Genomic DNA, 23115 nt, shown 5'->3' with positions numbered 1-23115 from the left:
GGCTCATCCCTTCCCGTACGGCTTCGCGAGCGCGGTCAGCGGGGTGTCGTCGTCCACCCGTCGCAACTCCGGGACGAACTCGTCGAGTTCCCCCGGCGCGAACGTGCACAGACCGGCAGCCCACCAGAACGCGCCGCCGGGAGTGCCGCGATACTTGTACGTCAGGCCGTCCGGGCTGAAGGCCGCCCACCCGTCCTGCAGCGCCAGCAGCGTCGCCACGGCCTCGCCCGCGACGGCGTCCCAGATCCGGATCGTGCCGTCACTCCCGGCGCTGGCCACCTGCCTGCCGTCGGGACTGTGGCTGACGGACAGCACGAACCCCTGGTGGCCACGGAGCACGTGCAGGAGGTCGCCGGACTCCGAGTCCCACACCCGCACCGTACGGTCGTCACCCGCGCTGACCAGGCGCCTGCTGTCGGGGCTGAAGGCCATGGTCCGCACCTGGTCGTCATGCCCCTTCAGGAGGCGTAACGGCTCCCCGGTCTCGGCGTTCCAGATTCCTATGACATGGTTGTTGCCGCTGCTGGCCAGCCGGGTGCCGTCGAGGCTGTAGGCGATGGCGGTCACTCCACTGTCGGCACGGCCGCCGAACGCGCGGAGCAGACGGCCGGTCGCGGTGTCCCAGACGCAGATGGGCTCTGTGCCTTCGCACACGGCGAGGCGACTGCCGTCGGGGCTGTATACAAGGGCCTTCCAGGCGTTGGAGCCGCCTGGCAGGGTGCGGACGGTGTCACCGGTCGTGGCGTCCCACACACGGATCATGTGCTCTGTCGCTGCGGCGAGATGAAGACCGTCGGCGCTGTAGGCGAGGTCGCTCACCCACCCGGTCTCCGATTCGATCACCTGCACGCTGCGACCGGCCGTCACGTCCCAGACGACCACGACACCGTCCATGCCGCCAACGGCGACGTGAATACCGTCGGGATTGTAGGCGAGGGCCGCGGCACCCGGGCGCCCCAGGAGAACCCGGTTGAGGCGGCCGGTTCCGGTATCCCAGAGCCGCAGAACGCCGTCGTAGTCCAGGGTCGCCAGGTGAGCGCCGTCGGGACTGTGGGCGACGGCCCGCATCCCCTCTGTGCAGGACTCCAGCGTGTCCGAGGAGACACCGGTCGCGGCATCCCACACGCGTACGGCTTGGTCTGTGCCGCCGCTGGCGAACGCGGTGCCGTCCGGGCTGTAAGCGAGGGCCGTCACATGCCCGACGTGTCCGTCGAGGACCTGGCGAGTCTCTCCGCTACGAGTGTCCCGGACGCGGATGGTCCCGGCACGGCCACCATCGCTCACGAGCCAGGATCCGTCGGGGCTGTACAGGAGGGCGCGGACGTGGCCGGAGTGTCCCTCCGACATCCGGACAAGGGTGCCGGTTCGCGTATCCAACATCTGGACGCCACCGTCGAGTCCGCCGACGGCGATCCGCCTTCCGTCAGGATGGTAGGCGACCGTGTTCAGCGACCTGAGGTCGCATACCCACGATAGGGCGAGCGACCCGGTGCTCAGGTCCCAGATGTGGACGATCGGGCCGTCTCCGACGGCGGCGAGGCTTGTGCCGTCAGGGCTGTAGGCGAGCGCGTGTACAGGGCCGGGAGCGGTGAAGGTACGAGTCACTGCACCGCTGATCGTGTCCCAGACGCGGATGGTCCTGTCCCATCCTCCTGTCGCGAGGCCGGTGCCGTGAGGGTTGTAGGCGACGGCGCCCACCCAGGAGGTGTGGCCGTCGAGCGTGTGGATCCGTGCGCCGGTGGTGACGTCCCAGACGCGGACGCTGCCGTGATCGCCGCAGGTGGCCACATGTGACTGTTCCGGGTTGATCGCGATGGCCAATATGCCGCGAATGTGGGCACCAAAGCTGCGGATCGGCTGTCCGGTGGCGGCGTCCCAGACGGCGAGCGTCCCATCGGACGTTCCGGCGACGAGGATCTTGCCAGAAGGGCCGCCCCAGGCCAGACAGTTGACCACGCTGCGCACGGGACCGAACTGGAGGGAGGGCGGCGCCTGTCCCGGAAGAGCCGCATCCGGATGGGCCCGGGCCATCTCCTCGGGTGCGTCCAGACGGGCGCCGACGAGCGCCGTGCGCCACCACCTGACATCGTCGACCGCCGCGCCCCTCAGATCGGCGCCGAGGAGCCGGGCGCGCGACAGGTTCGCGGTGCCGAGGTGGGCCTCCACCAGCCGCACGCCCCTGCCGGAGACATCGGTGAGGTCGGCCCCGATCAGGTTCGCCCCGCCGAGGTCGGCGCCGTCGAGACGGGCGCCCTCCAGGTTCGCGCCGAAGAGCTTGGCGCCACGCAGGTCCGTGCCGCTGAGATCGAGACCCCGCAGGTCGGCCCCAGGCAGGTAGACCTTCGACCTGCCGTCGCTGACCGGGACGCGCAGCCTTCTCAGCAGGGTCAGGGCGTTCACCTTGGCGATCCCGACCGGGAAATCGCTCTCGGCGAGAGTCTCGCGGGCCCAGGCGACCGATCGCCGGTGACCGGCGAGGGTGGCGACGAAGTCGGCCATGAGGTCGGAGACCAGGCGGGTGCTCATCTCTCCGGGTTCGTCGCCGTCGCGAAGGGTCTTGGCGACGTGGTCGGCAACCAGCCACTCCATGACCGACCGGTGGACGAACGCGAACCGTTCGCCCTCCGTGCGCACCAGCAGTGTGCCCGAGCCGATCATGTGCGAGGCCTGCTCCGGGCTGATCTGCAGGTCCGCGAGGTGTCCGAGAGTGCTGGCGGCACCGCCCAGCTCCGCCAGCCCCAGCGTGTCCTCGCCGGACTCCCAGAGCCGGAGCGCGAGCGTGCGTACGGCGTTCCAGCGGTCGGCGACCGACAACGCCCGCATCGCGCCGCGCGGCTGGGCCCGTTCGAACTCGAACTCCAGCCACCGCTGGAGCAGCTCGCGGTAGAGCCGGGCCGCGCTGATCTCTCCCTCGTGGTCGCGGATCTCACGCAACCGGTCCTCGTCCAGGCGTGCGATGAAGCTCAGCATCCGGGGGTTGCGCGACAGTCCCAGCAGGTCGCGGACGTCGCCCAGGAGGTCGAGACGGGCGCGGGCCCGCTCCTCGTCCCCTCCCATCTGCCGGGTGAGGAACTCCAGGATCTGCCCGTCGTCGAACTCCAGCAGCTTGACCAGGCGATGGCCGGGCACCCCGGAGAGCTGGGCGGACAACGCGGTCTCCACCTGCCGCTCGGACAGGAAGTGCTGGGTCCGGCTGGTCAGCACGACCTTCGCGCGTCCCCGCGCCGCCTGCACCAGCGACTTCAGGTGCTCGGCCGCCTGGTCGTAGGTGATCCGCAGGGCCAGTTCGTCGAAGCCGTCGAACAGCAGCAGCACGCGGCCCTCCTCGATGAGGTAGCGCAGCCGCTGGAGGTCGATCACCTCCTCGCCTCCGGCCGTCAGGTGGGCGGCCAGCAGCTCGTCCAGGCTGTGCGCCTTCTCCAGCTCCCGGAGCTGGATCAGGATCGGGATCACCGGGGGCCGGCCCTCCTCCTGCACCAGCCGCGTCAGCTCGCGTAACAGGAACGTCTTGCCATATCCGAAGTCGCCCAGGACGACGACGAACCTGCCCTCGTGGTCCGCGACCCACTCACGCAGCCGCGTCAGCAGGTCGACCGCCGGTTCGGCCGGCCCCGGCGTCGCGGCGGACCCGCCGCGCACGACCACGAAGCGCTGGGGTACGAACAGCCTCGACGGATAGACGTCACTTCCGGCCAGCCGCCTGGCCTGACGGCCGGCGTACGGGCGCAGCGCGTCCATGCCCTGGAACCTCGGCAGGTTCTGCAGTTGGAGCCCGCGCAGTTCCGCCCACCGGCGCAGCTCTCCCGGCACGGGCTCGCCGTCGTAGACGAGGAACGACGTCAGGTACGGGTCACCGGCCCGGTAGAGGGCGTCGACCTCGTCGTGGAACGCCCGGACCTCCTCCCAGCCGGGGCATCCCGTGTAGACACCGACCGGGAACATGGACACGCGGTATCCGTCGAACCGGGAGACGCGCAGGTATGTCCGGGTCGTGCCGTTGCGGACCTCGTCCACCTCGGCATCGGGGTGGCGCAACTCGCACACGCGGCGCACCCGTGAGAGCAGGTCGTCACGCCGCGGGAACTGCTCGATGAACCGACGACTGGCGTACGAGGTGCCGTCGTCCGGTCCGGGTCCGTCCCGATCGGGGTCGGGGAAGGCGGCGTGCGCCTCCCGCAACGGCCGGTCGATGGCGAGCACGGACTGGTCGGGGTCGCGTCCGATCGCGGTGTCGGCTTCCCAGCGCAGCCGGTCGGGGTTGTAGCGCCGGCCGTGGACCCGCAACCCGGTCCGGGTGATCTCGACGAGCTGGTACTGGTTGGGGACGTCGTCCGGCCGGGCGCTCTGCCGCACGCCGGCGCTGCCCGAGCAGAGCACGGGCAGGGCGTCGGCCCCGAAACTCTCCACCCGGCCCTGATGGGTGTGGCCGTGCAGCAAGACGTGCAGACGAGGCGCGAGGATTTCGCGGAAGGCCGCCCGGTCCCGGAGGAAGGCGTCGTCGTGCTCGTCGTCGATCACCGGGTTGTGGTGCATCACGCCGATCCGCAGCCAGCCCTCCCGCTCGAAGGCCGACAAGAGCTCGGCGAACGCCCGCAGTTGCGCCTCGCCGCAGTAGCCGTAGTGGTCCTCGTCGCGGTGGCTCTCGGCCATGGTCGAGTTGAGCCCGGCGATCACGGTCTTCAGTTCCGGCACCTCGAACAGCGTCCACGGCTGGTCACGGGCGAACGAGACCCCCGGGACGCCGTCGTAGAACCGGGTGAACGTCTGGGCGTACGGCTCCCATTTCGGCCAGTACGGCGGGACCGGCTCGGTGTCGTCGCCCTGACAGTTCAGGAAATACGCCTCGCACTTCTTCCAGTTGACGTCGTGGTTTCCGGGCACCATGGCCACGCGCGACCGGCTCAGTCCGAGCCCGGAGGCGAGTTCGGTCAGAAAGTCATAAAACTGGTCGAATTCGGCCGGGCGTGCCCATTCCGCGAGGTCGCCCGAAGCGACGACGAGATCGGGGGAGACGCCGTGCTCCTCGCGCAACCGCTTGACGTCGGAGAGAAGCCGTGCCGCGAGCGAGGAGTACGTCCGGTCCTGCTCGGTGACGCCCTCGGCGCCGTGCCGGTGATGGGCGCCGAACTGGGTGTCCGACACGTGCAGCACCGTTATCGCGCGCCGCTCCGTCACCACACCTCCTGATGCGCGAATCGCTACCGGGCGGAAATTCTAACCACAATTGTCCTGTCGGCGGTGAGACTCCATAAATGAGGATTCGCGCCATCAGTTGTGCAAAAAGAAACGACCGGGCGGGGTAGGATACCCGGCCCGGCCGCTCTTTCGCGGAACAGGATTCAGGGGGAGGCGATCCGGCCGAGGCCGGGCGGGATCTTGGCGGCGGCGGCGCGGTCGAGCAGGAACAGCGTGCGCTGCCGCCCGCGCGCCCCGGCGGCGGGCACCTGGAAGGGCCCCGCGCCGGACAGGGCGAGGTGGACGGCCTGTGCCTTGTCCTCGCCGGCCACCACGACCCAGGTCTCCCTGGCGGCCCTGAGCGCGGGGAACGTCAGCGACAGCCGGGTCGGCGGCGGCTTGGGGGAGCCGTGCACGGCCACCACCGAGCGCTCCTCCTCGTACACCGCGGGCTTGTCGGGGAACAGCGAGGCGACGTGGCCGTCCGGGCCCATGCCCAGCAGCAGCACGTCGAACGACGGCACCGGCCCGTGGTCCTCCGGCCTGGCCGCCTTGGCGAGCTCCACCGCGTACGCCTCGGCTGCCTCCTCGGCGGTCATCCCCGAGTCGGGGCCGGGCATGACGTGCACCCGCTCCGGGTCCACGTCCACGTGGTCGAGCAGCGCCTGCCGTGCCCCCGTCTCGTTGCGCTCCGGGTGGCCGGTCGGCAGGAACCGCTCGTCGCCCCACCAGATGTCGAGCGCCCGCCAGTCGATCGCGTCGTGCGCGGCCGTGGCCGCCAGCGCCGCGAGCGTCGCGATCCCCACGGTGCCGCCGGTCAGCACCAGGTGCGCAGAGCCGCGGGCGGCCTGCGTGTCCACCAGCCTCGTGATGAGGCGGGCGGACACGGCCTGGGCCAGCACCGTGGCGTCGCGGTGGACGATGACCCCGGGTACGGCGGTCACGACCGCCCGCCCTTCTTCGCCCGACGATCCGCCTGCTCGTTCGTCTGGGCCAGGCGGCGGATCGTGGTGGCGTAGATGTCGTCCGGGTCGAGCCGGCGCAACTCCTCGGCGAGCAGTTCCGACGTGGGGCGGCGGGCGAGGGCGACCCGGCGGTCCGGGTGCCCCGGCCGCGACAGCGTGGCCAGCCGGGCGTCGCCCCGGCTCACCGTCATCTCGCCGCCGCCCTCGATCAGCAGCCGTACCCCGGTCAGCCCGGGGCCGCCGGAGTCGGCGACCTCGATCGGCGCCTCCAGGCGGTCGCAGAGCCAGGCGGCCAGCAGCGGCGCGCTGGGGTTGCCCGGCGAGGCCTCCACGACGCCCCTCTCGATCTTCCCGACGGGCTGGTCGAAGGCGGCGGCCAGGAGGCTCCGCCACGGCGTCAGCCGGGTCCAGGCGAGGTCCGTGTCGCCCGGGACGTAGCTGGCGTCCCGGGAGGCGACGGCGGCCACGGCGTCCTGGGCCGACCGGGCGTCGGTGATCCGGCGGTTGGCCAGGTGCCCGATGGGGTTCTTCGCGGGAACCTCGGGGCAGTCGCCCGGCCACCACGCCACCACCGGCGTGTCGGTGAGCAGCAGCGGCATGATCACGGAGTCGCCGTGCTCGGTCAGCTCGCCGTACAGGCGCAGCAGCACGACCTCACCCGGCGCCGACTCGCCGACGCGGATCTCGGCGTCCAGCCGGTTGGGCTCGGCGGGATCGCGGTTGATCACGATCAGGATGCGCGAGGGGTGCTCGCGCGCCGCGTCGGTGGCCGCGCGCAGGGCGTCGTACTGCCCGGCCTCGTCGACCACCACGACGAGCGTCAGCACCATGCCGACGGCGGGCGCCCCCATCTGGTGCCGCAGCCGGGTCAGCGTCGAAGAGATCTTCGACGCGGTCGTCTCGGTCAGGTTGAACGTCGTCACAGCCGCCTCCAGGCGCGTCCGTCCCTGGCCAGCATCGCATCGGCCGAGGCGGGGCCCCAGGAGCCCGACGCGTACCCCTCCGGCCTGCCCTGGGAGGCCCAGAACTCCTCGATCGGGTCGAGGATGCTCCAGGACAGCTCCACCTCCCGCTGGTGCGGGAACAGCGGCGGGTCGCCGATGAGCACGTCGAGCAGCAGCCGCTCGTACGCCTCGGGGGAGGACTCCATGAACGACTCGCCGTAGGCGAAGTCCATGTTGACGTCCCTGACCTCCATCGCGGTGCCGGGTACCTTCGAGCCGAAGCGCACCGTGATGCCCTCGTCCGGCTGCACCCGGATGACCAGCGCGTTGTGACCGAGGATCTCGGTGTCGTCCTGGCTGAACGGCAGGTGCGGAGCCCGCTGGAAGACCACCGCCACCTCGGTCATCCGGCGGCTGAGCCGCTTGCCGGTACGCAGGTAGAACGGCACCCCCGCCCACCGGCGGTTGGCCACCTCCAGCTTCACCGCGGCGTACGTCTCGGTGGTGGACTCGGGCGGGATGCCCTGCTCCTCCAGGTAGCCGACGACGGGTTCGCCGCCCTGCCACCCGCCGTCGTACTGCCCGCGGGCCGTGCCGGTGGACAGGTCGGCGGGCAGCCTGACGGCCCGCAGCACCTTCTCCTTCTCCCGGCGCAGCGCGTCGGCGTCGAAGGACGTGGGGTCCTCCATCGCGACGAGCGCCAGGAGCTGCAGCAGGTGGTTCTGAATCACGTCGCGGGCCGCGCCGATGCCGTCGTAGTAGCCGGCCCGGCCGCCGATGCCGATGTCCTCGGCCATCGTGATCTGCACGTGGTCGACGTAGCCGCGGTTCCAGATCGGCTCGTACAGGGTGTTGGCGAACCGGAGCGCCAGGATGTTCTGGACGGTCTCCTTGCCGAGGTAGTGGTCGATCCGGAAGACCGAGCTCTCCGGGAACACCGCGCTGGTGATCTCGTTGAGCTCGCGGGCGCTCTTCAGGTCGTGCCCGAACGGCTTCTCGATGACCACCCGGCGCCAGGACCCGTCGGGGGCCTTGGCGAGGTCGGTCCGCTTCAGCTGCTCGACGACGACCGGGAAGAACTTCGGCGGCACCGACAGGTAGAAGGCGTAGTTGCCGCCCGTGCCCCGGGTCTCGTCGATCTCCTTGAGCATCATGGAGAGCACGTCGAACGCGCCGTCGTCGCCGAACTCGCCGGGGCAGAAGTGGATGCCCTCGCTGAGCTGCTTCCAGACCTCCTCGCGGAACGGCGTCCGCGCGTGCTCCTTGACCGCCTCGTACGTGACCTGCGCGAAGTCCTCGTGCGCCCAGTCGCGGCGGGCGAAGCCGACCAGGGAGAAGCCCGGGGGCAGCAGCCCCCGGTTCCCCAGGTCGTAGATCGCCGGCAGCAGCTTGCGCTTGGCGAGGTCTCCGGTGACGCCGAACAGCACCAGCACGCAGGGCCCGGCGACCCGCGGCAGCCGCCGGTCGCGCGGGTCGCGCAGCGGGTTGACCTCCATGGTCAGGTCGGTCGTGGCGGTGGTGGTGGCGGCCTGCGCGGCGGTCACCGCCGCGTGCTCCGCCACCGGCAGCGCCACGTCGTGGACCTGCTCGACGGCCCGGTCCTCCTGACCCGGCGCCGCGCCGCGGCCGTCGTCGCCGGCCCGGGACTCCTGTTGCTCCGTCATGTCTCCTCCCGGGGGACGGGCCCGTCGCCGGTAACGCATCGCATGGTCAGAGCTCCTCGGCCACGGAGAGCAGGTGCCTGACTCCGGCGACGCGGTCGGTCAGATGCAGGCGGACGGCCGGCCTGCCCCGGGAGGTCAGGGCCCCCAGGTCGCCCAGCGCCTGCGCGAGCTGGAGCCGGCCCAGCGTGTACGGCTTGCCCGGAACCTCGATGTCGTCGGTCACGGCACCGGTGACCTGGAGGAACACCCCGGCCGACGGCCCGCCCTTGTGGTACTGGCCGGTCGAGTGCAGGAAGCGCGGTCCCCAGCCGAACGTGACGGCGTGGTCGGTCCGGTAGTCGAGCAGCGCCCGGAGGGTGGCGACGTCGGCGCCGGCCCACGTCTCCGTCATCTCCTCGAAGGACGCCTCGCCGACGACCGCCGCGTCGAACGCCGCCTCCCGGTCGAGGTAGGCCATGATCGCCAGGTAGCCGCGCTCGGGGATCGACCGCAGCAGCCAGGTGAGGACGTCGGCCAGATTCTTCAGGTCGCCGGGCACGTCGCCGTACACCTCGACCGGGCCGTCGGTGAGCATCGGAGTGCCGGTCGGCAGGGGGCCGTCTCCGGCCTCCTCCAGGATCCGGGTCGTGTTCTCCTTCGACTCGGCGACGTTCGGCTGGTCGAACGGGTTGATCCCGAGCACCCGGCCCGCGACCGCCGTGGCGTACTCCCAGACCAGGAACTGCGCGCCGAGCGGCCCGTCGACGGTCGTGCCGCTGTCGGGCCCGATCGAGACGAGGAACTGGTCGTCGGCCTCGGCCGCCTCCGCGCCGACGACGGGCAGGACGCCCTTGCCCTCCTTGCCGGTCGACTCGGCGATGAGCTGCTCGATCCAGTCGGGCAGGCCGGTGATGTCGGACATCGCGTCCCGCAGGATCAGCTTGTCGCGCCCGCGCAGGGCCTGCGCGCCGAGCAGCGCGCCGAGGTCGAGGCCGGGATTGCCCTCGTCCTGGGCGAGCAGCGGCGCCACGGCGGCGGCGTCGTCGAGCAGCTTCGCCACGTCCGCGCCCGCCAGGGCGCTCGGCACCAGGCCGAACGCGGTGAGCGCGCTGTAACGGCCGCCGACGTTCGGGTCGGCGAGGACCACCGGGTAGCCGGCCTCGTTGGCCGCCCGCTCCAGCGGCGAGCCCGGGTCGGTGACGACCACGATCCGCTCGGCCGGGTCGATGCCCGCGTCGCGGAACGCCTGCTCGTAGACGCGCCGGTGGCTGTCGGTCTCGACCGTGCCGCCGCTCTTGCTCGCCACCACCACGACCGTGCGGTCGAGCCGGTCGGCGAGCGCCCGCCGCACCTGGTGCGGGTCGGTGGTGTCGAGGACGGTCAGCGGGACGTCCTCGGTGGCGCAGATCACCTCGGGGGCGAGGGAGGAGCCGCCCATCCCGGCCAGCACGACGTGGTCCAGGCCCGCGGCGCGGGCCCGCTCCACCAGCTTCGCGATCTCCGGCAGCAGCTCCCGGCTCGTGTTCGGCAGGCCGAGCCAGCCCAGCCGGATGGCGGCCTCGGGCTGCGCCTGCGGCCCCCAGAGGGCGGGGTCGCCCGCGGCGAGAGCCGCGGGCACCCCCTCGGCCACGAGCTTGTCCCTCACAGCGGCGACGGCGTCCGCCTCGTCGCCGAGGGTCACCTCGATAGTCATATGTAGATCAGGCCTTCCGCAGCTCGCCGTCGACGGTCTCCAGCAGCTCGCCCCAGGACGTCTCGAACTTCTCGAGGCCCTCCTCCTCCAGCGCGCGGACCACGTCGTCGTAGTCGATGCCGGCCTGCTTGAGCGAGGCCATGACGTCCCACGCCTGCTGGTAGAAGGGGCGGATGGTGTCGCCGGAGATCCGGCCGTGGTCGGCCGACGCGTCCAGCGTCTTCTCGGGCATCGTGTTCACCACTCCCGCGGTGACCAGTTGCTCGACGTACAGGGTGTCGGGGAAGTCGGGGTTCTTCACGCCCGTGGACGCCCACAGCGGACGCTGCGGGTGCGCGCCCGCCGCGCGCAGCGCCTGCCAGCGCGGGGAGTTCATGACCTCCTCGTACGCGGCGTACGCCAGGCGGGCGTTGGCCACCGCGGCCCGGCCCTTCAGCTCCGCCGCCTCCGGCGTGCCGATCTTGTCGAGGCGGGAGTCGATCTCGGTGTCCACGCGGCTGACGAAGAACGACGCGACCGACTCGATCGTGGCCAGGTCGAGGCCGTTGGCCTTCGCCTTCTCCAGTCCGCTCAGCCAGGCGTCGATCACCTGGCGGTACCGCTCCAGCGAGAAGATCAGCGTGACGTTGACGCTGATGCCCTCGGAGATCGCCTGCGTGATCGCGGGCAGGCCCTCGACCGTCGCCGGGATCTTGATGTGCACGTTCGGCCGGTCGACCAGCCACCACAGCGCGCGGGCCTCGGCGATGGTCGCCTCGGTCCGGCGGGCCATGCGCGGGTCCACCTCGATCGACACCCGGCCGTCGACGCCGCGGGTGGCGTCGAAGACCGGCCGCAGCACGTCGGCCGCCCAGCGGATGTCGAACGTGGTGATCGCCCGTACGGCCTCCTCGACCGTCACCCCGCGCGTGGCGAGGTCGCGCATCTGCGCGTCGTAGGCGTCGCCCTTGCTGAGCGCGGAGGCGAAGATCGTGGGGTTGGAGGTGACCCCCGTCACGTTCTTGTCGCGGATCAGGGCGGAGAGGTTGCCGGAGCGCAGCCGCTCCCGGCTGATGTCGTCGAGCCAGATGGAGACTCCGGCGTCGGACAGCCGCTTCAGGTTCTCATTCATCCTTCGTCCCTCAGTTTCCGGTCGTCTCGCCCTTGTCGGCGCCCGTCTTGGCCAGGCTGGCCTTGGCGGCGGCGACGACGCGGTCGGCGGTGAGGCCGAACTGCTCGTAGATCGTCTTGTACGGCGCGGAGGCGCCGAAGTGGTCGAGACCGAGGACCTCGCCCGCGTCACCCACGAACTCGCGCCAGCCGAGCGGGATTCCCGCCTCGACGGCGACCCTGGCACGCACGGCGGGGGGCAGCACGGTCTGCTTGTAGGCCGGGTCCTGCGCCTGGAACCACTCCACGCACGGCATCGAGACGACACGGGTCGGGATGCCCTGCGACTCCAGGATCGTGCGGGCCTCGACGGCGAGCTGGACCTCGCTGCCGGTGCCGATGATCACCACGGCCGGCTGGCCGTTGGAGGCGTCCTGCAGGACGTAGCCGCCCTTCGCGACGGCGTCGGGGTCGCCCGCGCCTTCCAGGGTCGGGACGTTCTGCCGGGTCAGGGCGAGGCCCGCCGGCCGGTCGTCGTGCTCCAGGATCGCCTTCCATGCGGCCGCGGTCTCGTTGGCGTCCGCCGGGCGGACGACGTCGAGGCCGGGGATCGCGCGCAACGCCCACAGGTGCTCGACCGGCTGGTGGGTCGGGCCGTCCTCGCCGAGGCCGATCGAGTCGTGCGTCCAGACGTAGGTCACCGGCAGCTTCATCAGCGCGGCGAGCCGCACCGACGGGCGCATGTAGTCGCTGAACACGAGGAACGTGCCGCCGTACGGGCGGGTGCCGTTGTGCAGCGCGATGCCGTTGAGGATCGCGCCCATGCCGTGCTCGCGGATGCCGAAGTGGAGCGTCCGGCCGTACCTGCCGCCGGGGAACTCCTTGGTCTGGTACTCGTCCGGGATGAAGGACGGCTCGCCCTTCATCGTGGTGTTGTTGGACTCCGCCAGGTCGGCCGAGCCGCCCCACAGCTCCGGCAGCACCGGCGCGAGCGCGCTCAGCACCTCGCCGGACGCCTTGCGGGTGGCCACCTGCGAGCCGATCTCGAACGTCGGCAGCGCCTTGTCCCAGCCCTCGGGCAGCTTCCGGCCGGAGATGCGGTCGAACAGCTCCGCCCGCTCGGGGTTGGCCGCACGCCAGCTCTGGTACGCCTCGTCCCACTCGGCGCGCAGCGCCCGGCCGCGCTGGACGACCTCGCGGGCGTGCTCCAGCACCTCGCCGGGGACGTCGAAGCTCTTCTCCGGGTCCATGCCGAGGACGCGCTTGGTCGCGGCGACCTCGTCGGCGCCCAGGGCCGAGCCGTGGATCTTGCCGGTGTTCTGCTTGTTCGGCGCCGGCCAGCCGATGACCGTGCGGAGCTTGATGAACGTCGGCCGCTCGGTCTCCGCGCGGGCCGCCTCCATCGCCGCGTACAGCGCCTGGACGTCCTCCTCGTACTCCCCGGTGGCGGTCCAGTCGACCTCCAGGACGTGCCAGCCGTACGCCTCGTAGCGCTTGGCGATGTCCTCGGAGAGGGCGATCTGGGTGTCGTCCTCGATAGAGATGTGGTTGGAGTCGAAGACCACGGCGAGGTTGCCGAGCTTCTGGTGGCCGGCGAGCGCGCTGACCTCGTGGCTGATGCCCTCCTCCAGGTCGCCCTCGGAGGCGAAGCACCAGATCATGTGGTCGAACGGCGACGCGCCCTCGGCCGCGTCGGGGTCGAACAGGCCGCGCTCGCGGCGGGCGGCCATGGCCATGCCGACCGCGTTGCCGATGCCCTGGCCGAGCGGACCCGTCGTGGTCTCCACGCCGAGGGTGTGGCCGTACTCCGGGTGACCCGGGGTGAGGCTGCCCCACTGACGCAGCGACTTCAGGTCGTCGAGGGTCAGGCCATAGCCGGACAGGTAGAGCTGGATGTAAAGCGTCAGGCTCGAATGCCCGCAGGAGAGGACGAATCTGTCACGTCCCGCCCACTTGGGATCCGAGGGGTCGTGCCGCAGGACCCGCTGGAAGAGAAGGTAGGCGGCGGGGGCGAGGCTCATCGCGGTGCCGGGGTGACCCGATCCGGCCTTCTCCACGGCGTCCATCGCCAGGGCACGTACGACGTCGACCGTCTGCCGGTCAAGGTCACTCCACTCAAGGCTTGCGCTGCTCAACTGCTCGATCCCCTCTGGTTTTCGCGCCGGTTCTGGCATTTCCCGCCCACACCGGACCCTAACGGGTCGGCAGTAATACCGTTTGGTAGGCACCTCCGGTACGCGCCCGCGACTTCGCCCCCGGTTCGGGGACCACCCGCTCCGGCGACTACAGTGATTGCTCAAGTGCCGGCCGCTGCCCGGAGATCCGCCCTAATCAGAAGGTTACGCGTTGACCTCGCACGTGTTGGAAGCGCCTTGACGGTCCTGACGAACAAGCAGGCGGTGGCCCCCCTCGGGCCCACCGCGACGGCCACGGCTCCCCGCTCCGCCGGGGCGCTCGTGAAGGCCTACGTGGCGCTCACCAAGCCGCGGATCATCGAACTGCTGCTGATCACGACCCTGCCGGTCATGTTCCTGGCGGCGCGCGGGCTGCCCGACCTGTGGACGGCCACCGCCACGATGATCTTCGGCACGCTCTCGGCGGGCAGCGCGAACGTGCTGAACTGCTACATCGACCGGGACATCGACCGCACGATGCGGCGGACCCGCAGGCGGCCGCTCGCCAAGCACGACGTCTCCCCGGCGGGCGCGCTGGTCTTCGGTGTGATTCTCGGCACGTTGTCCACCCTCGGCCTCGCCCTCACGGTGAACGGGCTCGCCGCCGCGCTGTCGCTCGGCGCGATCCTGTTCTACGTCTTCGTCTACTCGCTGGTGCTGAAGAGGCGTACGTCACAGAACATCGTGTGGGGCGGCATCGCCGGGTGCATGCCGGTGCTGATCGGCTGGGCCGGCATCACCGGCGGGCTGTCGTGGGCCCCGGTCGTGCTGTTCGGCGTGGTGTTCTTCTGGACGCCGCCGCACACCTGGACCCTCGCCATGCGGTACCGCGAGGACTACGCGGCGGCCGAGGTGCCGATGCTCCCGGTGGTGGCCACCGAACGCCGGGTCGTGCAGCAGGTCGTCGCCTACACCTGGGCCACCGTGCTGTGCTCGCTGCTGCTGTGGCCGGTCGCCGGAACCTCCCTGTTCTACCCGGCCGTCGCGCTCGTGCTCGGCGTGGTCTGCCTGGTGGAGGTCCACCGCCTGCTGGGCCGGGTGAACGCCGGCCGCACCGGCGTCGACCTGCGGCCGATGCGGTTCTTCCACTGGTCGAACATCTACCTGGCGCTGCTGTTCCTCGCCGTCGCGATCGACTCGCTGCTCGTCTGAGCTGCGGCTCAGCGCCGGTAGGTCCTCCGCACGTTGTCGTCCGGCGCGGGCATGCGCCCGGCCGCCGGGCCCTCGGCGAAGCCCTTCAGCAGGTTGGTCGTCGCGGTCGTGACGAAGGCCCGCGTGCGCGCGCCGATGCCGTGCGCCCGGGGCAGGTCCCGGGTGCCCGCCATGAGCGTCTCCGCCCACCGCATGGTCCCCGAGGCGAACACCCCGGCCCCGCCCGGGGCGGTGTAGTAGGCCGCGTTGGCGAAGCTGGGCCGTCCCACGCAGGTGACGGGCGAGTGCGCGAGGATCTGCAGCGGCCTCGGCGTCGGCACGTCGGTGTTCACCCGGTCGTACTCCACCCCCACCAGGTGGGGGAAGGCGTCGCCGCGGCGCGCGCCGGTGCCGGCGAAGATCCAGTGATCGGGCTCGTGCACCACGAAGGGCGCGTCGACCGGATAGCCGTCGTAGTAGACCCCGACGAGCGACGACTCCGGGTCGGCCTTCGGCGCCGCCCGGAAGTCGGTGGTCGCGAGCGACGGGCGCCTGCGGACCAGCGGGTCGAGGTCCACCGCGGTCTTGTAGCAGACCACCGTCCGGCCGTCGTCCTCCAGCCGCACCCGGCGGTAGCAGGTGTTGGCGCCCAGAAAGGCGAGGTTGACGCCCGCGTCGCGGGCCCCGGCCACGGTCTGGCGCACCCCGGGCGTCCAGTACTCGTCGTGGCCCAGGAAGATCACGGCGGAGGCGCCGGACAGCACGTCGTGGCCGTTCTCCAGGTCGCCGTGCGTCGTGTAGGCGAGGGGCAGGCCGAGCCGTTCCGCCAGCGCCACCACCGGCCGCTCGTGGACCAGGAACTTCTCCATCCCGGTCGCGTCGTACGGCCGGTCGAAGCTGACCGCGAGCGACCGGCTCTCGTACCTGCCGTCCTCCCCGTAGTACAGGCTGTAGCCGCCCCACCGGTTGTACGCCTGCCAGGTCGGGGTCGCGTGGACGAGGACCGTACGGCCGGCTCCGGAGGCCGAGCGCACGACCAGCGGCACGTACCGCTGGTGGCCGCGCTCGGAGTCCAGGCGCAGCAGATAGACCCCCTCCGGCCAGCCCTCGGTCGGCACCGTCATGCTCCGCCGCCAGCCGGCGCGAACGGTGCGGGTGTCCCCGGCGACCCTGCCGCGGCCCTGGTCGAGTCCCCGCGCCCACGCCGAGCGCCACACCCGGCGGGCCAGGGCGCCGCCGTACCAGCCCATGCGGTAGGCGGTGACCCGGAAGCGGTCCCCGGTCGTGGACACGTGCAGCCCGATGGTCTCGCCGGGCAGCACGCTCGCGCGGTCGCAGTAGCCCTCTATCGCCTCGTCGGGGCCGGTCCGGCGAATCCGCCAGTCCGGGTCGCCGGCCATGAGCCGTTCCGGTGCGGGCGTGCGGGACGATCCGGGCGAAGGCGGCGAGGCGGCTGTTCCCGGGGACGTGGCCTGCCCTGATCCCCTGAGCTGTACGGCGGGCTCGCAGGCGGCGACCGAGCCGACGGCCGCCGCGGCCGCGACGCGCAGGAAGCCGCGCCGCCCGAGCCCGCCGCGTGGTGCGACGTTCATGATCGCCTATTGTGCCCCCGGTTCCGCTCCGCTCGGCCGATCCTCCCGCTCGACATGCGGGATAATTCCCGGCACGGGATCTTTGGGATCTCCTGGGACCGGAGGGGGACCGCAGCGGCCGTGTTCGGTTACAGTCGCAAAGTGGCAGGCCTCGACCCTCGCGCCGTCCTGAAGGAACGCCCGTCCGTCGGTCTGATCGCGGGCCTGGTCATCGCCGGGTTCTGCGCCCTGGTGTCGTTCTCCTTCGACATCATCAACGGCGACCCGGTCCAGTTCTTCATCGCGCTCGGGCTCGCGGTGGCGCCGGTGCCGCTGCTGCTCGCGGGCGTGCTGGCGCTGGACCGCATGGAACCCGAGCCGCGCAGCAACCTGGCCTTCGCGTTCGCCTGGGGCGCCGGCATCGCCGTGCTGCTCGCCGGGCTGCTGAACTCGCTCAACCTCGTCTACGTCGCTCACCAGCTCGGTGACGTCGGCAACGCGCGGAACCTCGTCGCCACCTTCGGCGCGCCGCCGGTCGAGGAGACGGCTAAGGGGCTGGTGCTGCTCGGGCTGCTGTGGTTCCGCCGGCACGAGCTCGACGGCCCGACCGACGGGATCATCTACGCCAGCATGGTCGGGCTGGGCTTCGCCATGTCGGAGAACGTCAGCTACTACATCGCGGCGCTGCAGGAGAACGGCGCCCAGGGGCTCGCCGCCACGCTCGTGCTGAGGGCCGTCCTCTCGCCGTTCGCCCATCCGCTGTTCACCTCGCTGATCGGCATCGCGGTCGCGTACGCCGCCCAGCGCCGGGGCGCGGTGGGCGTCATCGTGATCGTCATCGGCTGGATCGGGGCGATGCTGCTGCACGGCCTCTGGAACGGCCTCGCCACCTTCGGCGGGCTCGGCGGGCTGGCCATCGCCTACCTGCTGCTGATGCTGCTGCTCGTGGTCGAACTCGTCGTGATCTTCCGGGACAGGCGGCGGATCGTCGGGCTGATCCAGCACTACCTCCCGCCGTACGAGCGCAACGGGCTGATCAACCAGGCGGACATCTTCATGCTGTCGTCGCTGCGCCGCCGGAGGCACGCTCGGGCCTGGGCCAAGGCCCTCGGCGGCCGGGCGGGGGCGCGAGCGATGATCGACTACCAGCTCGCCTCGACCGAGCTCGGGCTGCTGCACGCTCGCGCGGCCAGGGGCGGCGTCGACGAGGAGACCTTCCGCGCCCAGCAGCGGTCGCTGGCGGACCTGATGGCCTACGCCCGGATGTCCTTCCCGCTGCCGGAGCGTCATCAGGCGGACGCGGCGCGCGGGGTGCCGCCGCCGGGGTACGCCCCCGGCGCGCCGCCCCCGGGCCGATGGCCGGGCGGCCCCGCCGTGCCGCCCTGGTACGGCCCGCCCGGCCCCGGCGGCCTTCCCCCTGGCGGCCTTCCCCCTGGCGGTCATGCCCCCGGCGGTCTTCCCCCCGGCGGTTATGGGCAGCAGCCGCCGCAGGGCGGACACCGGCCGAACTGATCCGCCGGCCGCGGTTGGCCCGGGCGCCTCGCGCGTGTTTCAATCATGGTGCGCGGTGGCCACTGATGGGTGGGCTCAGGAGGGCGTGCGGCGATGCCGCACGCGTTCTTCTCGTACGACAGCTCAAGACGGCGCGACCTTCCTCCCCGAAGGCGTGCCCGCCCATCAGAGGAGAACCCCTGTGAGATTCCTGCCCCTGCGAACTCCGCGGTTGAGATCCGGGCGCAACCTCGCCGTCCTCGCCGCGGTGGCGGCCCTGCTCGCCGGCGTCGTCGCGGTAGTGACCCAGACCGCCGCCGAGGCCCACGGCGCGCTGCAGGCCCCCGCCAGCCGCACCTACGCCTGCTACACCGACGGCCTGACCGGTGGCCAGATCATCCCCAAGAACGCCGCCTGCAAGGACGCGGTGGCGGCCGGCGGCACCCAGCCCCTCTACGACTGGTACGGCGTGCTCCGCTCCGACGGCGGCGGCCGCACCCGGGGCTTCATCCCCGACGGCCAGCTGTGCAGCGGCGGTTTCAGCAAGTACGCCGCCTACGACGCGGCCAGGACCGACTGGCCGACCACCACGGTCAGGGCCGGCGCGACGTACGACTTCGTCTACGGCGCCTGGGTGCCCCACCCCGGCGGCTTCAAGCTCTACGTCACCAAGGACGGCTACGACCCCACCAAGCCGCTGACCTGGGCGGACATGGAGGAGCAGCCCTTCCTGACGGCCGACCCCGAGCCCGCGGTCACCAACGGCGCGTACCGCTTCTCCGGGAAGCTGCCCAACAAGAGCGGCCGGCACATCATCTACGCCGTCTGGTACCGCTCCGACAGCCAGGAGACGTTCTACGGCTGCTCGGACGTGGACTTCGTCGGCGGCAACCCGTCGCCGAGCGCGTCCCCCAGCGCGTCCCCCAGCGCGTCCCCCCGCGTGAGCCCCAGTGTGAGCCCCAGCGCCAGCCCGAGTGCCACGCCCAGCCGGAGCCCCTCGGCGTCCCCGACGACCGGGAACCCGTCCTGCACCGCCACGGTGAAGCTGACCAACACCTGGCCGGGCGGCTTCCAGGGTGAGGCCACGATCAAGAACACCGGCACGAGCCCGCTGAACGGCTGGTACATCCAGTGGCAGCTGTCCAACGGCGCGACGGTCACCCAGGCGTGGAACGGGACCTCGATGCAGAGCGGGCCGTTCGCGATGATCCACGCGCCGACGTACAACAACTCGCTGGCCCCGGGGGCCTCGGCCACTGCCGGGTTCCTCGGCTCCGGGTCGGCCGCGCCGACGATCAGCGACATCAGCTGCGGCTGAGCGGCGCGCGACGGTGAACTGAGTCCGGATTCGCGGGAGACGCCCGGGGAGGCCGCCGTGACGGCCTCCCCGGGCGTCGCGCGATGGGTGGGCGGAGGAGGGTCCGCCTCGTACCCGCGGTGCGATAGCCACTCGTGGTGTGGCCTCACCTCCCGTACGGATAGGTGGGAGCGCTCCCACGTGCCCCGGACCCTAACGCCCTCCTCCGCCACCGGCCAGCGGCCCGGGCCCGCCCGCCACAATCGGCCCAGGTCGCCGGGGGCGACCGGATGAAAGTTTCGCGGCACGACGTCAGGCCACAATGCGCGGCGTCGCCCGCCGCCGCGCGGAGAGGGCCGAGCCGTACCTCTCAGGAGAGGAGCCGCTCCGTCAGCGGGCCAGTGCGCGGTCGAGGGTGACCTCGCGCCGGCCGAGGAACCGCGGCGAGGAGCGCAGGACCAGGCCGTCGAGCAGGCCCTTGGCGGCGGCGGGGAACTCCCGCATCGCGTAGACCACCGTCTCCGTCGGCCAGTCGCGGCTGGAGTCGTCCCCGACGCCGAACGCGTCGAGCCCGGCGGTCCGGCACAGCGCGACGGCCCGGGGGAGATGGAACACCTGAGTGACCACCACGAGACGCGACGCCCCGAAGATCTCCTTGGCCCGGACGCAGGAGTCCCAGGTGTCGAACCCGGCGTAGTCGAGCACGATCCGCTCGCCGGGGACGCCCCTGGAGACCAGGTAGTCGCGCATGACCGTCGGCTCGTCGTAGCTCCTGCGGCTGTTGTCGCCGGACAGCAGCAGGGCCCGCACCCGGCCCGCGCGGTAGAGGTCGGCCGCGATGTCGAGCCGCGTGCGAAGCATGGGGGAGGGGCGGTCGCCCATGACGCCCGCGCCGAGCACGAGCGCGGTCGGCATGGCGGGCACCGAGGCGGTCCACCGCGTGCCCGGCTCCGCCGTCACCCGGTGCGCCGCGCTCGTCAGCCAGGCCCAGGTGATCGGCGCCAGCGGCAGAACGCTCAGGGCGACGAGGGCCTGGAAGCCCCGGCGCCGGGCCGTACGCGACCAGGTCCAGGGCGCCAGGCGGGACGAGGGGCGGGGTAAGCCTCCCACCTCGCTCACACCGCCGCGTGGTGGAGCTCCGGCCGTTCGGCCGCGGAGACGGGCACGGGTCCCCGGGTGCGCATGAGGAACACGACGCGGAGCGCGCAGATCCACACGAGCGTCGCTCCGAGCACGTGCAGCAGCACCAGGGCCGCGGGCACGGCGAGGAAGTACTGGACGTACCCGACCACGCCCTGCGACAGCTCCACGCCGAGCAGCACGAGCGCGGCACGCCGGGCGCGGCCGGGGGAGTCGGTCACGTGCAGGGCGAACAGCAGGGCGAACGTCAGCCCGACGACGAGGTAGGCGACGTCGGTGTGCAGCCGCACCACGCTCTGGATGTCGAAGCCGAACCGGGAGGCCGCCTCGTCCCCCGAGTGCGGGCCGGTTCCGGTCACCACGACCCCCGCCAGCAGCAGCGTGAAGGCGGCGGCGACCAGCACGTACCCGAGCGTGCGGATGTCCTTGTGGACCAGCCGCTGCCCCGGGGCGTCTCCCTCGGAGGCCCGCGCGTACAGCACGACGGCGGCGGCGGTCATGCCGATCGAGAAGAGGAAGTGGACGGCCACGGTCACCGGGTTGAGCATGCTGTGCACCACCAGGCCGCCCCACAGCGCCTGCACGACGACTCCGGCCGGCTGCAGCAGCGCGAGCCGCAGCAGGACCGGCCTGCCGCGTTCGCCGCGCCCCAGCCTCCAGGCGGCGACCACGCACGCGGCCGCGACCGCGAGCACCAGGAACGACAGCAGCCGGTTGCCGAACTCGATCGCCATGTTGACCGGGGCGTGGGTGTCGATCCGCGCCGGCACGAAGCTGCCGGGCGTGCAGCGCGGCCAGGTCGGGCAGCCGAGGCCCGAGCCGGTGACGCGCACGGCGGCGCCGGTGATCGTGATGCCGACGTTGACCACGATCGCCGCGAGCGCCCACCGCCGCATCGACTCGGCCGTCGGGAACACGATCGAGCGGTACAGGGCGAGCAGGGCGGAGCGAATCCGGTCAGTCGTGGGCTTCACGACACTCATGGTAGGCGGCCCCCGGGGTGGTCCCCTCCCCGCCCCGGGGGGCCCGTGCCTGCGCGAAGGGCCGCTCCCGGAGCCCGTACGCGTAGATCATCGCGGGCGGGGAAACGGTACGATCGGCCGTGGAGCGTGAGGAGGGCGGTGACCGGACGATGTCCGGGGCGGGGGGAAGGCAGATGCGCGGAGAACCGGTACGCGGGGAGCCGGGCCGCGTAGAGCCCTGCGACGCCGGCCCGGCGGTTCCGGCCACCCGGCAGAACCTGCGCGAGCAGGTGGCGCAGGCGCTGCGCGACGCGCTGGTGGCCGGGGAGATGCGGCCGGGCGTCGTCTACTCGGCGCCCGCCCTGGCGGCGAGGTTCGGCGTCTCCGCCACACCGGTGCGCGAGGCGATGCTCGACCTCGCGAAGGAGGGCCTGTTCGAGGCCCTGCGCAACAAGGGCTTCCGGGTGGCCGAGGTGTCCGAGCGGGACCTCGACGAGATCATCGAGATCCGGCGGCTGATCGAGGCGCCCACGGTGGCCCGGCTGGCCCGGGAGGGCCGCGCCGCCGAGGCCGAGGAGCTGCGCCCGCTGGCCCGGGAGATCGTGGCGGCGGCCGCCCGCGGCGACCTGCTCGCCTACGTCGCGGCGGACCAGCGGTTCCACCTGGCGCTGCTCGGCCTGTCGGGCAACGCCCGGCTGGTGGAGACGGTCAGGGACCTGCGGGCCCGGGCCCGGCTCTACGGGCTGCGCGGGCTGCCCGACACGCGGATGCTGGTGGCCTCGGCCCGCGAGCACCTCGACCTTCTCGACGCCGTCGTACGCGGCGACGTCCCGGCGGCCGAGCGCCTGACCCACCACCACATCCAGCAGGTACGCGCGATCTGGTCGGCCGACCCGCCGCAGTAGGGCCCGGCGGCGTACGGTTCAGCCGCCGGCGCGGGTGGCGCCGATGGAGGCGACGACCACGCAGCCGATCGCCGCCCACTCGCGGCCCTGGAGCACCTCGTGCAGGACGAACAGGCCGACGAGCGCGGCGACGGCGGGTTCCAGGCTCATCAGGATCCCGAAGACCCGCTTGGGCATCCGGCGCAGGGCCTCCAGCTCCAGCGAGTACGGGATGACCGAGGAGAGCAGGCCGACGCCGGCCCCGAGGAGCAGGATCTCGGGCCGCAGCAGGGCGTCGCCGCCCGCCACGACCCCGACGGGGGTGACGAACACCGTGGCCACGATCATGGCGAAGGTCAGCCCGCTCGCGCCGGGGAACCGGGCGCCGGTGGCCGCCGAGAACACGATGTAGGCGGCCCAGAACGTCCCGGCCAGCGCGGCGAACCCGATGCCGGCCCAGGTCGCGGAGCCCGCCTCGCCCCAGGGCGCGAGCAGGATCACGCCGGCGGCGGCCAGCGCCACCCACAGCAGGTCCAGCCGGCGGCGGGAGGACACGACGGCCAGGGTGAGCGGCCCGATGAACTCGATGGACACCGCGATCCCGATCGGCAGCCGGGCCAGGGCCTCGTAGAACGACAGGTTCATCAGGGCGAGGCTGAGCCCGAAGGCGACGCCGACGCCGAGGTCGCGCCGCGACAGCCCGCGCACCTTCGGCCGCACCACGGCCAGGAGCATGACGGCGCCGGTGGCAATGCGCAGGAACACCATCGCCGCGGGAGGAACCTGCCCGAACAGGTTCTTGGCCAGCCCGGCCCCCACCTGCACCGACAGAATGGCCAGCAGCACCAGCCCCGGCGGCGGCACCGCGTCCGACGCCGCCCGCAGCGCCCTGCCGGCCCGTGGCCCCGCGCGATACGGCTCGGCTGCCCCGGACAGCGATTCAGCCGTCATGCCCA

Annotated in this window: 15 protein-coding genes; 4 read left to right on the top strand and 11 right to left on the bottom strand. The window is 72.1% G+C overall.

From position 1 onward, the window contains the following. Window positions 1–3 precede the first annotated feature (3 nt). The 7 genes from FED44_RS38095 to tkt all read right to left on the bottom strand — a co-directional run bounded on the left by FED44_RS38095 (window position 4) and on the right by tkt (window position 13683). Window positions 4–5175 carry a pentapeptide repeat-containing protein gene (locus tag FED44_RS38095; RefSeq protein WP_138461196.1) on the bottom strand — a complete coding sequence of 1724 codons (5172 nt, stop codon included), beginning with the start codon at window positions 5173–5175 and terminating at the stop codon, window positions 4–6. Between the two features lie 164 nt (window positions 5176–5339). Continuing rightward, window positions 5340–6119, bottom strand: a complete 780-nt coding sequence (pgl, locus tag FED44_RS16545; protein WP_138461195.1) for a 6-phosphogluconolactonase — start codon at window positions 6117–6119, stop codon at window positions 5340–5342. Then, entirely contained in the window at window positions 6116–7063 is a 948-nt protein-coding gene (locus FED44_RS16540; protein ID WP_138461194.1) for a glucose-6-phosphate dehydrogenase assembly protein OpcA, read from the bottom strand. The genes pgl and FED44_RS16540 overlap by 4 nt, the downstream gene beginning before the upstream one ends. Next, window positions 7060–8580, bottom strand: coding sequence for a glucose-6-phosphate dehydrogenase (gene zwf, locus FED44_RS16535; protein WP_138461241.1), 1521 nt, complete (start codon window positions 8578–8580; stop codon window positions 7060–7062). The genes FED44_RS16540 and zwf overlap by 4 nt, the downstream gene beginning before the upstream one ends. Window positions 8581–8794: 214 nt before the next feature. Further along, complete coding sequence (locus tag FED44_RS16530; RefSeq protein ID WP_111699319.1) at window positions 8795–10420, bottom strand: glucose-6-phosphate isomerase; 1626 nt, start codon at window positions 10418–10420, stop codon at window positions 8795–8797. Between the two features lie 7 nt (window positions 10421–10427). Next, on the bottom strand, window positions 10428–11531 hold the full coding sequence (tal, locus tag FED44_RS16525; protein ID WP_111699318.1) for a transaldolase: 1104 nt from the start codon (window positions 11529–11531) through the stop codon (window positions 10428–10430). A 10-nt stretch (window positions 11532–11541) separates the two neighbouring features. Further along, window positions 11542–13683 carry a transketolase gene (gene tkt / locus FED44_RS16520; RefSeq protein ID WP_208759013.1) on the bottom strand — a complete coding sequence of 714 codons (2142 nt, stop codon included), beginning with the start codon at window positions 13681–13683 and terminating at the stop codon, window positions 11542–11544. A 198-nt stretch (window positions 13684–13881) separates the two neighbouring features. On the opposite strand from tkt, the gene FED44_RS16515 reads away from it, so the two are divergent. Beyond that, the gene (locus tag FED44_RS16515; RefSeq protein WP_111699317.1) at window positions 13882–14835 is read left to right on the top strand and encodes a heme o synthase; all 954 of its coding nucleotides are present in this window, start codon (window positions 13882–13884) and stop codon (window positions 14833–14835) included. An 8-nt stretch (window positions 14836–14843) separates the two neighbouring features. On the opposite strand, the gene FED44_RS16510 is transcribed toward FED44_RS16515, so the two are convergent. After that, window positions 14844–16406, bottom strand: coding sequence for a N,N-dimethylformamidase beta subunit family domain-containing protein (locus FED44_RS16510; RefSeq protein ID WP_138461193.1), 1563 nt, complete (start codon window positions 16404–16406; stop codon window positions 14844–14846). Window positions 16407–16547: 141 nt separating this feature from the next. On the opposite strand from FED44_RS16510, the gene FED44_RS16505 reads away from it, so the two are divergent. Both FED44_RS16505 and FED44_RS16500 read left to right on the top strand, forming a co-directional pair. Continuing rightward, a complete protein-coding gene (locus FED44_RS16505) occupies window positions 16548–17897 on the top strand; it encodes a PrsW family intramembrane metalloprotease (protein WP_244301991.1) in 1350 nt (449 codons plus the stop codon). 181 nt (window positions 17898–18078) lie between these two features. Further along, the gene (locus FED44_RS16500) at window positions 18079–19194 is read left to right on the top strand and encodes a lytic polysaccharide monooxygenase auxiliary activity family 9 protein (protein ID WP_222867892.1); all 1116 of its coding nucleotides are present in this window, start codon (window positions 18079–18081) and stop codon (window positions 19192–19194) included. A 369-nt stretch (window positions 19195–19563) separates the two neighbouring features. On the opposite strand, the gene FED44_RS16495 is transcribed toward FED44_RS16500, so the two are convergent. Beyond that, complete coding sequence (locus FED44_RS16495) at window positions 19564–20292, bottom strand: SanA/YdcF family protein (protein ID WP_244301990.1); 729 nt, start codon at window positions 20290–20292, stop codon at window positions 19564–19566. Further along, on the bottom strand, window positions 20289–21296 hold the full coding sequence (locus FED44_RS16490; protein WP_138461190.1) for a COX15/CtaA family protein: 1008 nt from the start codon (window positions 21294–21296) through the stop codon (window positions 20289–20291). The genes FED44_RS16495 and FED44_RS16490 overlap by 4 nt, the downstream gene beginning before the upstream one ends. Window positions 21297–21469: 173 nt before the next feature. On the opposite strand from FED44_RS16490, the gene FED44_RS16485 reads away from it, so the two are divergent. After that, window positions 21470–22180, top strand: a complete 711-nt coding sequence (locus FED44_RS16485) for a GntR family transcriptional regulator (RefSeq protein ID WP_117410061.1) — start codon at window positions 21470–21472, stop codon at window positions 22178–22180. A gap of 18 nt (window positions 22181–22198) precedes the next feature. On the opposite strand, the gene FED44_RS16480 is transcribed toward FED44_RS16485, so the two are convergent. Next, window positions 22199–23110, bottom strand: coding sequence for an EamA family transporter (locus FED44_RS16480; protein WP_117410051.1), 912 nt, complete (start codon window positions 23108–23110; stop codon window positions 22199–22201). Between the last annotated feature and the right edge of the window lie 5 nt (window positions 23111–23115).

The organism is Microbispora triticiradicis (assembly GCF_005864065.1).
GTDB classification, from domain to species: Bacteria; Actinomycetota; Actinomycetes; order Streptosporangiales; family Streptosporangiaceae; genus Microbispora; species Microbispora triticiradicis.
The sequence above is the reverse complement of the archived record's forward strand: the minus strand, read 5'-3'. Positions and strand labels throughout refer to the sequence as shown.